Origin of the sequence: Acinetobacter tibetensis, assembly GCF_023824315.1 — a bacterium.
Classification (GTDB): Bacteria; Pseudomonadota; Gammaproteobacteria; order Pseudomonadales; family Moraxellaceae; genus Acinetobacter; species Acinetobacter tibetensis.
In genome coordinates this window covers 476273-491528 of the sequence record NZ_CP098732.1, presented here as the reverse complement: position 1 = coordinate 491528, position 15256 = coordinate 476273, and the positions used below count along the sequence as shown (strand labels likewise).

Sequence of the window (15256 nt, the reverse complement as noted above, 5' to 3'; positions counted from 1 at the left end):
AACAGACTCACACCTAAGCTCATCCTCGGATGGGCTTTTTTAATGCTGAATCAGTTGAATCTGTGGCCACTGGAAGCCTCGACACGACAGTTCTGCCTGCCAAGCCACTGTCAGCATCGTTTGACCTAAATGATAGTTCTGATAAGCAAAGCTTCCTAGCATCTCGTGCTGACACATCCCGCCATGCTGGATTGGATGCACACGTGTATTCAACTCATTCAAACTCAGCCGAATCCCCAAGCCCGAAGCTTTCAATACCGCTTCTTTGGTGGTCCAAACCCTAAACCAAAATTCTTCTGAATATTCCATTTCAGCCCAATGCCGAAGCTCATCAGGGTGAAATGCATGTTGTGCCAAGGCTTCAAATCGAACCTTCCGGTCCAAATCCTCAATATCTATACCGACCTGTTTAACCGTATCGCTGTAGGCTAAAGCGTAGTGTTTATGGCTATGGCTATGGTTAAATGTGACTTGCGGAAATTGTTCTAAATATGGCTTGCCATATTCCGTCTTAGAAAGATCTGTATTTTGAATCTCGCGTTGCATATGTTGCGAGAGCAACTGATTCCGAAATTGATAGATCGCCTGTTTTTGTTGCTGTATTTTGGCTTTACGGTCTAAATCCGCAGGCAAATGAATCATCTGCTCTAAGCGGCTGACATCTATATGAATCAGTTTCGTCACGCATATCTCCTTTTTATTCCTCATTCTAAAAGAAACTGTACATAAAAGAAAAAGCCCAAAGTTGTCTTTGGGCTTTTTCATCTTTTAAACGAACTAAAAATTAACGTTTAAATTTTTTCTCAGCTTTTTTGAACTTCTGAACATAACGGCGTTTACGTGCAGCAGTACGTTCATCCACTTGTGACTTACGCCCTTCAAATGGGTTTTCAGAGGTTTTAAACTCAATACGCACAGGCGTACCTTCCAGTTTATACACACGACGGAACACATTTTCCAAGTAACGACGGTAATCTGCTGGGGTCTTATCAACTTTGTTACCATGAATCACAATCGTCGGTGGATTTTGCCCACCCATATGCGCATAACGCATTTTAATACGACGACCACCCACCATTGGGGGTTGATGTGCATCCACGGCATCACTCAAAATTTGCGTGATTTTGGCAGGTGAAACTTTCAAATGTGAAGATTCATAAGCACGGTGGATCGATGGGTACATTTCCCCTACGCCCGTACCATGCAGTGCAGAAATTAAGTGGATTTTTGCCCAAGGAATAAAATCAAAACGACGTTCAACATCTAGCTTACATTGCTTACGATCATACTCAGACATGTTGTCCCATTTGTTGATCGCAATCACCATGGCACGCCCTGCTTCCAGTGCATAACCAATCAAGTGTAAATCTTGCTCTACAATGCCTTCACGAGCATCTACCACTACGACAACCACATGTGCATCTTTCATGGCTTGTAAGGTTTTCACAATCGAGAATTTCTCGATCATTTCATCGACCTTACCTTTACGACGTACACCCGCAGTATCAATCAGCGTATATTGACGACCATCACGCTCGAAAGGAATATAAATGGAGTCACGGGTTGTACCTGGTTGGTCAAACGCGACTACGCGCTCTTCACCCAATAAACGGTTGACTAGCGTTGACTTACCGACGTTCGGACGACCAATAATCGCTAAACGCAAGCCCGTGTTTTTGTCATGCTCTTCTGGATTCTCATCTTCAGGCACATCCTTCAACACGTCTTCCAGCATTTGCTGTACGCCACGACCATGACTTGCCGCCACTTGTAGTGGCTCACCCATACCGAGCTTATAAAATTCGACGAGCGCAGCTTCAGCATGTACGCCATCGACCTTATTCGCTACAAGGTAAACTTTTTTACCTAACGTACGGAGTTCACGGGCAATTTGCTCATCAGAAGCCAATAAGCCTGCGCGCGCATCTACCACAAATACAATGATATCCGCTTCATGAATCGCAGTTTTAGACTGCTCTGCCATGTAGGAGTCAATGCCACCTTCATTTTCGCCAATACCGCCTGTATCGACCACAATGAAAGATTTATTTTGATAAACAGCATCACCATATTTACGGTCGCGTGTCAGACCCGCAAAGTCAGCGACCAAAGCATCACGACTTTTGGTAATTTGGTTAAATAGGGTTGATTTTCCGACGTTCGGACGACCAATGAGCGCAATTACGGGTTTCATAGTTTAACCTTTATTCAAGATCAGCCAGTTCGACTGGTCTGAACATCAGAAAAATGGAAGATATTTAAGAATAATACTAAATAAAACACGGGGCATTGAAACTTCTCAAATACCCCGTGTTTAAAAATACGGATTTGGCTTAGTTTAACATAAGGCAGACGAAAATTAACGATTCTGCCAAACGCTAAATGTACCCTTACGTGTCGCGACTGTGAGTTGACCTTCAATTACACGCAATGTACGTACGGCACCACTGGTTTTGGCGCGACCAATTAACTGACCTGAATTCGGATCAATCAGATGTAACACACCATCTAAATCGCCAACAACCAAGTCTTGACCAAAGAGCACTGGATTACTCAGCTCTCGGTTTAAAAGTTGCTCATTTTGCCACAATTGCTGACCTGTCGCCAGATCATAGGCGACTAGCTTGCCATTGGCTTGGGCAACAAAGACTTTATTGTCTGCAACTTCTGGACGTTTGGTACTGCTGGCATCTTCACTCCAAATCACTTGTTGTGAAGCCAAGTCTGTTGCGGTCACTTGCCCCTGAAAACTGGTGGTCACTAAAAGCTGACCGACCACCACTGGGTCACCATCAACATCATTTAAACGCTGAATGTCAGAACGACCATCGCTGACTGCAACACGACGCTGCATACGAGGTACGCCACTGAGTACATCTAACGCATAAACATAAGCATTTGCTGAAGACACCAATACAGTACGTGCATCCAACGTTACAGGCGTTGAAGTGCCACGTAAGCTAAATTGTACGCTTGGTAAATCATAACTCCAGACTTGCTGCCCAGATTCTAAATCATGCGCGTAAACTGTACCATCATTGCTGACGGTCACCACACGACCAGATTGCACCAAAGAAGGTGCCAGAATGGCCCCTGTTAATTGAGCAGTCCACTTTTGTTCGCCTGTTGCTTGATCTAGAGCAAACAATTGACCTTTCTGGTTTCCAACAATGACCAGACCATCTTTGGCTTCTACACCTGAGCTGAGACCTTGTTTAGAGACTTTTTTGCTCCAAACTTTATCTTTACCACGATATGCCGTGACTTCACCTTTGGGGCTGGCAACAAAAATTACCCCATTATCGATATCCAATTGTAACCGTAGTGGATCTGCCTCTGAAGTCGAAGAAACACTTTCAGAAAAAACAGGTGCTAAACTTTTCGATTGTTCAAGCTTAGGTAATGGACTTGGTTTGGCATCTTCAACTTTAATTTTGTTACTCGAACAACCGACTAAAGCCAGCGTCAAAATTGTTAGTGCAAACGGTATTTTATATTTTCTATCCATTAAGACTCATCCACTTGTGTTTCTAAAATTGGGCGTTCAATTTCAGGATCATCTACTAAAACGCCAACACTTTCGAGTTTAATTTGTAAAATTTGACGCTCTTGTTTACGCTCAATTAACGTATCCCATGCACTTCGATACGCTTTTTTCGCATTTTCCACATCATTCTTAGCGACATATACATCACCACGCACTTCATCAGCCGTTGCTTTGAATGCAGGATCGGTAACCAGAGCTAAAGATTTGAGTGCATCATCATATTTATTTTGCGCCAACTGTGCATAAGCCAAACGTAGTTTCACGATTTGCGTTAAACCATTATCTTTGACTTTAGAGTTTTCCACCTTTTTCAAGGCTTTCTCTGCACCTGCGTAGTCACCATGATCATAAGCCAACTTCGCCATCACAAATTGAGTCTGAATTGCCTGTGCTGAATCAGGATCATCTTTCACAATTTTATCCGCAGCTTCAGTCAACTCAGTCATCGCATTCGGATTTCCTTGCACATTACGCGCATCATCCATCAATTGCTGGACTTTTGCAGTTTGCATTTGCGATTCTGCAAGGTTTTTCTTTTGCCAATATTCCCAACCGAAAAAGGCAATCAACGCAATTAAAATCCCACTAATAATGGCCGAACCATATTTCTTAGTGAAAGACTTTAAACCCTCAAGTTGTTCTTCTTCACTCAATGATGCGCTCATTTGATTACCCTTTTCCTAAATGTTATTTGACTCTTATTTTGAAGAAAATTTTTCGATGAAGAATGGTACGACATCAGCCATTGCGACTTCACACTGTTCTGCTGTCGCCAAAGTTTTGACCAATAGCTGCTGTGCTTCCCACTCGCGCTCACCCAAAATCAAGGCATACAGAGCACCTGACTGATCTGCCTTTTTCATTTGGCTTTTCATTGAACCTTGTGAGCCAACTTTTAAACGCAATGAGCTTTGCGCAGCGTCTAACTGATTACGGAATTGTTCTGCCAATACCAATGCCTTACCTTGAGAAGCAGGATCTGCCACCAAGAAAATCTCGCAATCACGAATTGGAGCCACTTCTTCAACTTGCTCAAGCAACAGTAATAAACGCTCCATACCCATAGCAAAACCAACCGCAGGTACAGACTGGTCAGCCTTTCCTTTTAACTGTCCAACCAAACCGTCATAGCGACCACCTGCACACACGGTACCTTGTGAGCCTAAATGAGTGGTGGTCCATTCAAATACCGTTTTGTTGTAATAATCTAAACCACGAACCAGTTTCTGATTAATCACAAACTCAACGCCTGCATCGCTTAAATACTGCTGCAAAGTTGCAAAGTGCTGTAAAGTTTCTTCACCCATAAAGTCATGCAACTTCGGTGCATTTTCTAAAATAGCTTGGGTTTTTGCATCTTTAGAATCAAGGATACGCAGCGGATTGGTGGTCAAACGGCGCTGTGAATCTTCATCTAAATCATTTTTATGCGATTCCAAAAACTCAACCAAAGCTGCTCGATAAGCGGCACGCTCATCAGACTCACCTAACGTATTCAATTCAAGTTGAACTTTATCCGCTACCCCCATGCGTTTCCATAGACGTGCCGTCATTAAAATCAGCTCAGCATCCATATCTGGAGTCGCTACACCAAAGGTTTCCACACCAAACTGGTGGAACTGACGATAACGCCCTTTTTGTGGTTTTTCATAACGGAACATTGGTCCGATATACCACACGCGCGGGGTCGCGCCACGGAGCAAATTATGCTCAAGCATGGCACGTACACAGCCTGCCGTTCCTTCAGGACGCAGCGTCAAAGACTCAGGTGGATTGCCTTTGTCCAAGAACGTGTACATTTCTTTTTCAACGATATCCGTTGCATCACCAATCGAACGTTTGAACAAATTGGTTTGTTCAACAATAGGCAAACGGATTTGTTGATAACCATAGGCATCCATTAACGATGCTAAATGTTGCTCTAGACGTCTCCATGCAGGTGTTTGCGTTGGAAGAGTGTCATTAAAACCTTTGATTGCGACAATTGAACTCATGATGAACTACGAATGATCTCTTTAGATTTAGCTTCTTCAAGCTCTAGAACACGTTGACGAACCATTGTTTCGATTTCATCAACTAACTGGTTGGTATCAATCAGATGGCTTTTCTCGCCATTACGATACACAAGCGAACGTGGACTTGCCCCCACCACGCCAATATCAGCCTCTTTGGCTTCGCCTGGTCCATTCACTTTACAACCAATGACCGATACGTCCATTGGGGTACGAATGTCTTCCAAACGCTCTTCTAAGGCTTGCATCACTGAAATCACGTTAAATTCTTGGCGTGAACAGCTTGGGCAAGCAATAAAGTTAATGCCATTTGAACGAAGGCTGAGTGATTTTAAAATATCAAAACCAATTTTAACTTCTTCTTCTGGTTCTGCTGCCAATGAAATACGCATGGTGTCACCAATGCCTTCCATCAGCAATCCACCCAATGCAATGGCCGATTTTACTGAACCTGTACGATAAATACCGGCTTCGGTAACACCTAAATGTAATGGATTATCAATTTGTTGAGATAGCAAACGGTAAGCATCCATGGTCAAAAACACATTCGATGCTTTCACAGAAACCTTAAACTCATGGAAATTCAAACGGTCTAAGATATCAATATGACGCATTGCCGATTCAAGTAGTGCTTGACCTTTCGGCTCACCATATTTCTTTTGAATGTCTTTTTCCAAAGAACCCGCATTCACGCCAATACGCATAGAAATATCATGATGACGCGCCGCAGCGACCACTTCACGAATTTTCGCTTCCGAGCCAATATTACCCGGATTAATACGCAAACAATCCGCGCCCATATCAGCCACTTTCAATGCGATTTTATAATCGAAGTGAATATCTGCCACTAAAGGCACTTGTACGCGTTTACGAATTTCACCAAAAGCTTCAGCAGCTTCCATCGACGGTACAGAAACACGCATAATGTCAGCACCCGCATCTGCACAGCGTTGAATCTGAGCAACAGTTGCTTCGACATCACACGTTTCAGTATTGGTCATGCTTTGAATACTGATCGGAGCATCACCTCCGACGTAAACAGAACCCACACGAATTTTGCGGGTAGTACGGCGTTGAATCGGGTTTACAATCATGATTATTTACTCTGGCACCATTAACGAGATAAACGGAATTCTGCTTTCCCATTTACCGTATATGGTGACAATGAAATCTGCTCATTGTTCAAACTTAATGACACTGCGGCTGCATCATCCAAACGAATTTGGAATGGCGCCTCACCACTTAAGGTTAACGTATTGGCTTGACGACCTGTGGCTAAAACTTTGCCCGCCGAATCCACAATATGAACTGAGGTCGGACGGTTAAAATTCAAGACCAATTGATCACCAGAAACTGCGGTCGCACCACCCATTGACAACACTTCAACTTCAGATTTATTTGCATCTACCGCGCTGCTTTCTGAGTTTGTACCCGATGAACCCCAGTTTTGAATCGTGCCAACAATTGCAGCCAAGATCACTAAGATGATGACTATAATGACAGATCGCTTTAACCACTTACGGTTACGCTCACTGTTTGAACCTGGCAATCTGCCCATAATCTTGATTGGCGAATTATCCAAGGCATGATTAGGCACCATCCCTGTATCATTGGCATAGATTTCATCAAAACGTTGAATCAGTGAGGTTGCATCGACATTTAAATATTTTGCATAAGTGCGATAGTAACCTTTAATAAAGGTCGCTTCTGGCAAAGACTTATATTCATCTTGCTCTAATGCAGTTAAAGTTTTTACAGGAATTTTTAAATCTGCAGCAACTTGACTTAATTCACGTTTTTGAGCAATACGTTTTTGGCGTAAGTATTCTCCAGGACGCTGGACATTTCCTAATCCATTAGGTACTACGCTTGAACCATTCGATTGCGGTGAATTAGGATTTACTTCCATACGGCCTCAGTACTGTACTGTAATTGCAAATAACGTGTGTATTCTTGGCTATCTGGGAACAATGCACGCAGTTGATTGACTAACACTTGCATACCCATCTGATCGCCATTGGCTCGCGCAATACGAATACCAATCCATAATGCACGCGCACTCTGATTTTTCTGCCCAACCAGACGAACAAACTGTTCATATAACTGTGTCGCAGCAGGAATTTGTTGTCTTAAATAAAATATTTCTGACAACTCTAACATTGAAACATAAGAATTCGGATTCACTTGTAATGCTTGCTTGAATGATTTTTCAGCATTTGCTATATCACCCAACTTTAAGTAAATACGTCCTAAATTTTCCAATGCCTTGAATCGCTGATCATAACCTAAGGTTGAACCAGCAATTGCTAATTGTTCAATCGCTTCATTATAACGCTCTACGACGTATAAATACGTACCATAGTTGTTACGAGCTTGCGCATTTTTAGGATCTGCGGAAATTGCACGTTTAAAATGTGTCTCCGCTTTTTCCATATTCGCAGGGCTACCTTCTTGCTGTAACAACACGCCCATCATCATATTCGCTGTGGAATCTCGTGGTTCCATTTCTAATGCTTGATCGAGCGCGCGTTTTGCCGCATCTAGGTCGCCTTTACGAATATATTCCGCTGCCAATTGAGTTCGCACTTCTACTGCTTTCTCGGGGTCTTTTTTAAACCCCGGTGCTGACGAAGTCGTTGTCGTAATACAACCCACTAATGACGCTGAAAGACAAAACATTGTTATACATGCAAATTTGTAGGTGGGTTTACTCAATTAATAGCCCCTTTATTATCCGTTTGAGCGCAAAATCTCATTCCGCTCAGCCACTTTTTTCTTCCACTGCTCTGCGCGACGTGTACGGTCGGCCACCTGACCCACCAACTGTCCACATGCAGCATCAATATCATCACCACGTGTCTGACGAATCGTACACACAAATCCAGCATCAGACAAAGTTTTTTGGAAAGAAATAATACGGTTACGACTTGAGCGCCCGTATGGTGCGTGTGGAAACGGATTAAAGGGAATTAAATTAATTTTACTTGGTAAATTCTTTAACAATTTCAATAGTTGTTGTGCATGTTCAGGGTGATCATTCACCCCATCCAACATCACATATTCAATGGTGACATGACGGCGTGCACTTTCATTACCATCTTTCGCCAAATAGCGCTGACATGCTGCAATCAACTGATCCAACGGATATTTCTTATTAATTGGTACCAATTCATTACGCAATTCATCATTTGGGGCATGTAGCGAAATCGCTAAAGCCACATCAATATCTTGTGCCAACTGATCGATTTTTGGCACGACACCTGACGTTGACAGGGTCACGCGACGTTTCGACATACCATAAGCAAAATCGTCCAGCATCAATCGCATAGCGCTTAAGACCGCATCATAATTGAGTAATGGTTCGCCCATTCCCATCATGACTACATTGGTCACGGTACGTTCACGCTCAGCAACAGGTACTTCTTCCATATAGGAGTAGTTTGCCATCCACAATTGGCCAATAATTTCCGCAGGTGTTAAATCACGTTGGAAACCTTGCTTACCCGTAGAACAGAATGAACAATCTAGGGCACAACCCACTTGTGAAGAAATACACAAAGTTTTACGCGCACCTGTTTTATCTTCGGCAGGAATAAGTACGGTTTCAACCAATGAACCAGCACCACCACCTACACGGAATACCCATTTACGCGTGCCATCTTTAGAATAATTACGGTGTACGACTTCTGGCGCTTTAATTTCACATACGCGCTCTAATTTTTCACGCAACTTGCCTGAAATGTTGGTCATTTCAGCAAAATCAGTCACAAAATATTGATGGATCCACTTCATCACCTGTCCTGCGCGGAATTTCTTTTCACCCATAGCTTCAAAGAATTGTTCCAGTTCAAGACGTGACATGCCCAGTAAATTCACTTTTTCCACAGAAGGTTGCTGTGTTGGAGTGGACAAAGATTGTTGCGATTCATCAGACGTTGCAGATGAAACGACCACTTCAGTACTCATGTGTAATTACCTAAACCATGTCGAAGATAGAAAGATATTGCTCAATATTCAAGCAAATAAATTTTAAGAGAATAAAAAAACCAGATAAGCAGTATAACACTTATCTGGTTCGAATACTGCGAATTAACGAGTACGCGGAGCAATCTCAGTTTGAGCGAAGAAGTAGTTAACTTCACGATCAGCAGATGCTACAGAGTCAGAACCGTGTGCAGCATTTTCGTCGATGCTTACAGCGAAGTCAGCGCGGATTGTACCTGGAGCAGCTTCTTTAGGGTTAGTTGCGCCAAGGATTTCGCGGTGAGCAAGAACTGCGTTTTCGCCTTCAAGAACTGAAACAACAACTGGACCAGAAGTCATAAACGCAACTAAGTCAGCAAAGAAACCGCGTTCTTTGTGTTCTGCGTAGAAACCTTCAGCTTCAGTTTGAGTCAAGTGTTTCATTTTAGTTGCAACGATTTGAAGACCAGCTTTTTCAAAACGAGCAAAGATGTCACCGATGTGGTTTTTAGCAACTGCGTCTGGTTTTACGATAGATAAAGTACGTTCAATAGCCATGATTGGCTCCTTAAGTCAAATTAGACGTGAAAATTTTGCCGCATTATACCGAATAATGTGCAGTTATCAGCTTTTGTAATGTAAAAAAACTGGATTTTTTCGATGTGCCGCTAGAAAAATGCTGGATTAGCTGGCTTCGTCAATCCACGCCATTTGAATTGCTTCAAGCAAACCTTCAGTCGACTTCGTTGGATCATCACTAAAGTCAGGCAAAGCACACACCCACGCGTGTAAGTCGGTAAAACGAATCCATTGCGGGTCCACATCTGGATGTGCTTCATATAGTTCAATCGCGATATCCATGGTATCTGTCCAACGTAAACCCATGACTGTTCCTAATTTATGCTATGAATCGGCTACTTTAACAAATTTCATCATGTCTGAAAAACGGCTCAGTATGATTTAATCTACAAGACCATGCTAAACATAGGTGCACAGGCAATAATCACTGCGGCAACACTCGCACCTATCACAGCACCAACAGCAACATCACTTGGATAATGTAAGCCTAGCACCATACGGGACAAGGCCACTAACACAGTAAAAGGCAACATTAAGACCAATAAGATGGGCTGAACATAACCAATCACCATACTCGCCATCACTGCATGCAAAGTATGTCCTGATGGAAAACTAAAATGATCCAAAGGACGCTCACAAAGACGAATCACTTGATGCACCTGATAAGGTCGTGGGCGCACCGTTTTAGTTTTTAGAATTTTATAAATGGCCGTACCCAATAAAGAACCCAAAATCAAATACAGCATTTGCAAGCTATAGGACAAACCTTGCAATATCCAAAGGCTCATCAACATGATGTACCAGAAAAAACCATCACCTAATCGGCTAATCAGTTTGAAAAAAAGTGCCACTCGCTCTGAATGGGAAAAATGGTTCAGATATAAACAACCTTTTAAGTCGAGATCGAGTATTTTTATTTTTGCATTCTTAAAATTCATAATTCCTCTCCTCAAGCTTTTGTTTTGCTTACGCGATCATTCGGGTTTCCTTTGCCACCTGATATAGGGCTTGTTCTAGTTGAGTCACGGGATGATGCCAGCCCATTTCCATTACATTCAGACGGGCACTTTGTCCCATACTATTCAGTTGTTGTCGTCTTGGTAAATTCTGCATGTGTCTCGAAAATGCATTGACATCATTTAATGGACTCAGCCATCCTGTTTTGCCCTGTTCAATATGTGCATGAGCACATGCGTAATTATATGCCACAACAGGTAAACCACTCGCCATTGCTTCTAAAACAACGTTACCAAAGGTTTCTACTTGGCTGGCAAATACAAAGACATCTGCACTTGCATAAACACTTGCAAGATTCTTACCAGTTAAACTTCCAGTAAAGATCACGCCATGTGATTCACCTAAAGTCTCTAGGCGTTGACGGTCAGGTCCATCGCCCGTAATCACCAATTTATAATATTTTTCGCCACGTTGCAGCATACATATATAGTTACGAATCAGTACATCGATTTCTTTTTCGGGTGACAAGCGTCCCACATAAAGCATCACTGTGGTATGACAGTCTGCCCCCCAAATGCACCGATATGCATCAGAGCGATGTACGGGAGAAAATTGCTGCGTGTCTACACCCCGCCCCACTATAACCAACGGGCAAGTAATTCCAAATTGTTTTAAGGCATTTTGCGTATCTTTACTCGGAACACAGGTCAGTTGGGTATTATTATGAAACCAACGTAAATAATGTTGTATCGGTTTCACCAAAAAAGCCAAATCAAAGAAACGACTGAAATCCTGAAAAGGTGAATGAAAACCACTAGATACAGGAATATTACGACTTTTAGCAGCATGCAAGGCTGTAAGCCCCAATGGCCCTTCCGTCACAATATGTACAACATTCGGCATAAACTCGTCTAAGGCATTTGCTACTTTTAGAAACTGAGGCCAACCAAATTGCAAGCTTGGATATTTAGGAATACTTTGTGCTGTAACCAAACATTCTTTATTTGGGGCAAACTCCACACTTTGTACGGTTTGATTCGGACGAATCAGCAAGATTTTATGCCCCTGCTTTTGCAGCCCTCTACAAAGATGCATCAATGACAAAGCCACTCCATTCACTTCTGGTGGCCATGTTTCTGTGACAATTGCGATTTTTAACCGTGGGCGAACCAGATCATTTAAAACATTTACTTCTTCTTTGCTGTTTTTGTTTTGGTGTAATTTAAAATAAAACTTAAAACTGTCTGGAAAATCTTGTTGTTTTAACAGGCTCGCAGTGGATATGTAAGACATATAACACCTATTGCTTGATTTTCTTTTAGCTTAGAGGTCTTTGTTTACAGTTTGATGATTGTTGTTTGACATTCCTGTGAAATACAAAAGGGAGATAACATTGACCTCCCTTTTGTTGATCATTTACAAAACCTAACGGCTTTACAACGAACTTAAAAATCCACATTGACATAGATTCGGTCACGATAAACTCCTGCAGGAACACTATATAAAGGATTCTCTTCGAGTTGGGCTGAAATTATATACTTTTGATTAGTTCCTGCTTTTTGTCTCATTTGAACCCCCCATAGATTTTCACTCGCACCTCGAATATTCATTTGGGTTTTGACTTTATAGGGTCCATTCGATACATAACTTGAACCACTCGCATTTAATAAATTCTGACTTCTGAATGAAATCGAATAACTGCGATCACAAGAAATGTTAAAAGATGTAGCTGTCTGACTATGATAGTAGTTGGCTAATTTCATTTCAGGGGCAGAAAAACCGCTGACTGAACATCCTGCTGCATAAGCAGCACTACAACTCATAGAGATTAAGCAAGCTAAAAAAATTGGTTTCATACCAACCTCCTATTACTTACAAACTAAATTGATGACTTGTGCATCATTGCTATTATCAATTTGAGTCTGCGAAATACTGAAAGATGTATTACAAGTTTTTCCCTCCTGCATTGCTAGTTTTAGATCATATTTTACTGGTTTTGAAAGATACAAATAAACTAAACCATTACTATCAATAAAGTAACTTTCATCCTCATTACTATTAATTTTTACAACTGTCCCAACAGGAAAATTATTATTGTTTGAATCTTTTAAATGAACTACAAATTTCTTGGTTTTTGCAACTTTGAAATCTAGAATATAACCCCTTTGATTTAATGCACTTAATTTCTGTACAGGCTGATCAAAGGTATAATCCAAAGGCAACTGATTTTGATCATAAGAAATATCATAATTAATATAAGGAATAATATCATGTACAAAAAGATACCCTTTATCATTCGTCTTACCAACAACTGACAATGACCTTAATACATCGACATCTTTCATACCATCAATATTAACTAAGGAAAAAGCATTATCCACATATTTTGTTGCTGAGAGCTTATTACCCAAAAGAACTGTTGCTCCACGATATTGAGCTTGAGTTACCTTATTATTCGTATATTCATCATAAGATGCTCTAAAATCACCAATATTAGTTTTATACAATCCATAACCATGATAATTAAATTCACTATCAACATTAGAAACAGCAACCGAATAATCTAAACCGTTTTGCAACAAGCTATTTTCAGAATAACTTAATACAGTTTCACCATTATCCGTACTATGCTCTAAATCAATACTCCCTCTATTACCCCAGTTGTAACTAAAGACGATATTAAAACTATCATCACCATCTTCAAAATTTTTAAAATAATTTAAACTTGTATACAAATTTTTAGTTAATAGTTTCTGAACACCCATATTTATAATTTTACTATCAACCGATTCAAAACCATCAACTTTATAGTTTTTATTATCAACATAACTCAAATTAAAACCATCAACAAATCTGAGATTAGAGAAGTTTATATAAGCCAGATTAGATATTTTAGTATTAAAATCATATTCATCAAAACCTAACTGTTGAAACTTTTCAGTATAATAATGACTATTTAAACCAAAAGACCAAGTTCCAAAATTTCTGCTCACTGAAGCAGAAGCTGCATGCCCAATATCTCCATTATAATCACTCACAGCATATGCAGTATCAAGTAAAACAAACTTACTTACACCTTGAGTCCACATAAAGCTTATATTACTCACATCTTTTGAGTAAGTTGCATCAAATCCCAAGGTTGTACTTGCAGCAACCCCTCGACGGAAAAATACTTTTGAAAAGAAATCACGATAATCACTATCATCTTCATCATAGTTATATCTTAACTTACCTAAAGAAATATCGTATTCATTTAAACCCACACGCAGTAATTGACTACTAATATAAATAGGGAAACTCTGTACGGTCTGATTTCCCAGAATATCTTGTACAACAACCCTCGCCTCACCTGCTTGGTCAATCGTTGCTCCACTTTGTAAAGAATAATTACCTGGTGTTATCGACTGTTTATATAAGTTTACGCCATTAATATATAAATCTACGGTTGATGGTAATGCAGCACTTCCTTGTAAAGTTGGCATATTCCAATATACAAAATCTGGACGATCTGTATAGTTTGTACCGAAACTGATCCCACCATATCGGAATGAATTTGTTAACGAGTTATAGACACTCGTATTATCCCCAATTCTTAATTTTAAATATTTTTCAGGAAATTCAAGTTCAAACAATGAACTGACACGTAAAAACTGCTTTTCCCCTACATCTGGTGAATCTTTATATAAAATTGCATTATTGAATAACCAGTAATCTTTAAATACCCCAATTTCTGAATAGGCATTAAAATCATTCGAAAAGTCATCTTTAGAATAAAAGAAATCATAATTAATGAACCCCCCAAAATTTGCTCTTGCCGGGGTAACAACTATACTCTCATAATTATTATCTTTAAAATAAGATGCAGGTAAGTCAATTTTAATTGCCTGAAGTGCATCATCTTTTTGAAATTTTATATCGGAACCACGCATTAAACAGAAACCATCTTGACCATGGTTCTTTACAAATTTGGAAGGATCAACACCTAATTCGTTTAATGTTTTACATTCTATATATTCACCATCCTTAGTGACTAATAGTACTGTTTCAATATTCCGATCTACGCCATTTAACCAAACATTTACAATTAGTGCCCCTGCATCCCTTTCTGCTAATGAATCAACATTTGCTTGCGCTATCCCGACTGCACTAAAAAAAACAAGAACAACTCTAAAACATTTCATAGAATCACCCTCAGAGA

General features: G+C 40.6%; 15 protein-coding genes. All 15 read right to left on the bottom strand.

Going from position 1 to position 15256, the window contains the following annotated elements; translation table 11 throughout:
- Positions 1 to 39: 39 nt before the first annotated feature.
- The 15 genes from M5E07_RS02415 to M5E07_RS02345 all read right to left on the bottom strand — a co-directional run bounded on the left by M5E07_RS02415 (position 40) and on the right by M5E07_RS02345 (position 15239).
- Positions 40 to 684: a 4'-phosphopantetheinyl transferase family protein gene (locus tag M5E07_RS02415; RefSeq protein WP_252221526.1), complete on the bottom strand. Its 645-nt coding sequence runs from the start codon at positions 682 to 684 to the stop codon at positions 40 to 42.
- 100 nt (positions 685 to 784) lie between these two features.
- Positions 785 to 2194, bottom strand: a complete 1410-nt coding sequence (der, locus tag M5E07_RS02410) for a ribosome biogenesis GTPase Der (RefSeq protein WP_116760446.1) — start codon at positions 2192 to 2194, stop codon at positions 785 to 787.
- A 165-nt stretch (positions 2195 to 2359) separates the two neighbouring features.
- A complete protein-coding gene (bamB, locus tag M5E07_RS02405) occupies positions 2360 to 3508 on the bottom strand; it encodes an outer membrane protein assembly factor BamB (protein WP_252221524.1) in 1149 nt (382 codons plus the stop codon).
- On the bottom strand, positions 3508 to 4212 hold the full coding sequence (locus M5E07_RS02400) for a YfgM family protein (protein ID WP_116760450.1): 705 nt from the start codon (positions 4210 to 4212) through the stop codon (positions 3508 to 3510). Before M5E07_RS02400 ends, bamB begins: the two co-directional genes overlap by 1 nt.
- A gap of 33 nt (positions 4213 to 4245) precedes the next feature.
- Positions 4246 to 5541, bottom strand: a complete 1296-nt coding sequence (hisS, locus tag M5E07_RS02395; RefSeq protein ID WP_252221522.1) for a histidine--tRNA ligase — start codon at positions 5539 to 5541, stop codon at positions 4246 to 4248.
- Complete coding sequence (gene ispG, locus M5E07_RS02390) at positions 5538 to 6653, bottom strand: flavodoxin-dependent (E)-4-hydroxy-3-methylbut-2-enyl-diphosphate synthase (protein WP_252221520.1); 1116 nt, start codon at positions 6651 to 6653, stop codon at positions 5538 to 5540. Before ispG ends, hisS begins: the two co-directional genes overlap by 4 nt.
- Before the next feature lie 20 nt (positions 6654 to 6673).
- The gene (locus M5E07_RS02385; RefSeq protein ID WP_116760456.1) at positions 6674 to 7468 is read right to left on the bottom strand and encodes a helix-turn-helix domain-containing protein; all 795 of its coding nucleotides are present in this window, start codon (positions 7466 to 7468) and stop codon (positions 6674 to 6676) included.
- On the bottom strand, positions 7459 to 8274 hold the full coding sequence (gene pilW, locus M5E07_RS02380; protein WP_252221518.1) for a type IV pilus biogenesis/stability protein PilW: 816 nt from the start codon (positions 8272 to 8274) through the stop codon (positions 7459 to 7461). Before pilW ends, M5E07_RS02385 begins: the two co-directional genes overlap by 10 nt.
- Positions 8275 to 8289: 15 nt before the next feature.
- On the bottom strand, positions 8290 to 9525 hold the full coding sequence (gene rlmN, locus M5E07_RS02375; RefSeq protein WP_252221516.1) for a dual-specificity RNA methyltransferase RlmN: 1236 nt from the start codon (positions 9523 to 9525) through the stop codon (positions 8290 to 8292).
- Positions 9526 to 9648: 123 nt separating this feature from the next.
- Positions 9649 to 10080, bottom strand: coding sequence for a nucleoside-diphosphate kinase (gene ndk, locus M5E07_RS02370; RefSeq protein WP_004983508.1), 432 nt, complete (start codon positions 10078 to 10080; stop codon positions 9649 to 9651).
- A gap of 126 nt (positions 10081 to 10206) precedes the next feature.
- Positions 10207 to 10407, bottom strand: coding sequence for a Fe-S cluster assembly protein IscX (iscX, locus tag M5E07_RS02365; RefSeq protein ID WP_116760462.1), 201 nt, complete (start codon positions 10405 to 10407; stop codon positions 10207 to 10209).
- An 80-nt stretch (positions 10408 to 10487) separates the two neighbouring features.
- Positions 10488 to 11039, bottom strand: coding sequence for a phosphatase PAP2 family protein (locus M5E07_RS02360; RefSeq protein WP_252221514.1), 552 nt, complete (start codon positions 11037 to 11039; stop codon positions 10488 to 10490).
- A 28-nt stretch (positions 11040 to 11067) separates the two neighbouring features.
- Entirely contained in the window at positions 11068 to 12351 is a 1284-nt protein-coding gene (locus M5E07_RS02355) for a glycosyltransferase family 4 protein (protein ID WP_252221512.1), read from the bottom strand.
- Between the two features lie 152 nt (positions 12352 to 12503).
- Positions 12504 to 12914: a hypothetical protein gene (locus tag M5E07_RS02350; protein ID WP_252221510.1), complete on the bottom strand. Its 411-nt coding sequence runs from the start codon at positions 12912 to 12914 to the stop codon at positions 12504 to 12506.
- Between the two features lie 12 nt (positions 12915 to 12926).
- Positions 12927 to 15239: a fimbria/pilus outer membrane usher protein gene (locus tag M5E07_RS02345; RefSeq protein WP_252221507.1), complete on the bottom strand. Its 2313-nt coding sequence runs from the start codon at positions 15237 to 15239 to the stop codon at positions 12927 to 12929.
- Positions 15240 to 15256: the final 17 nt, after the last annotated feature.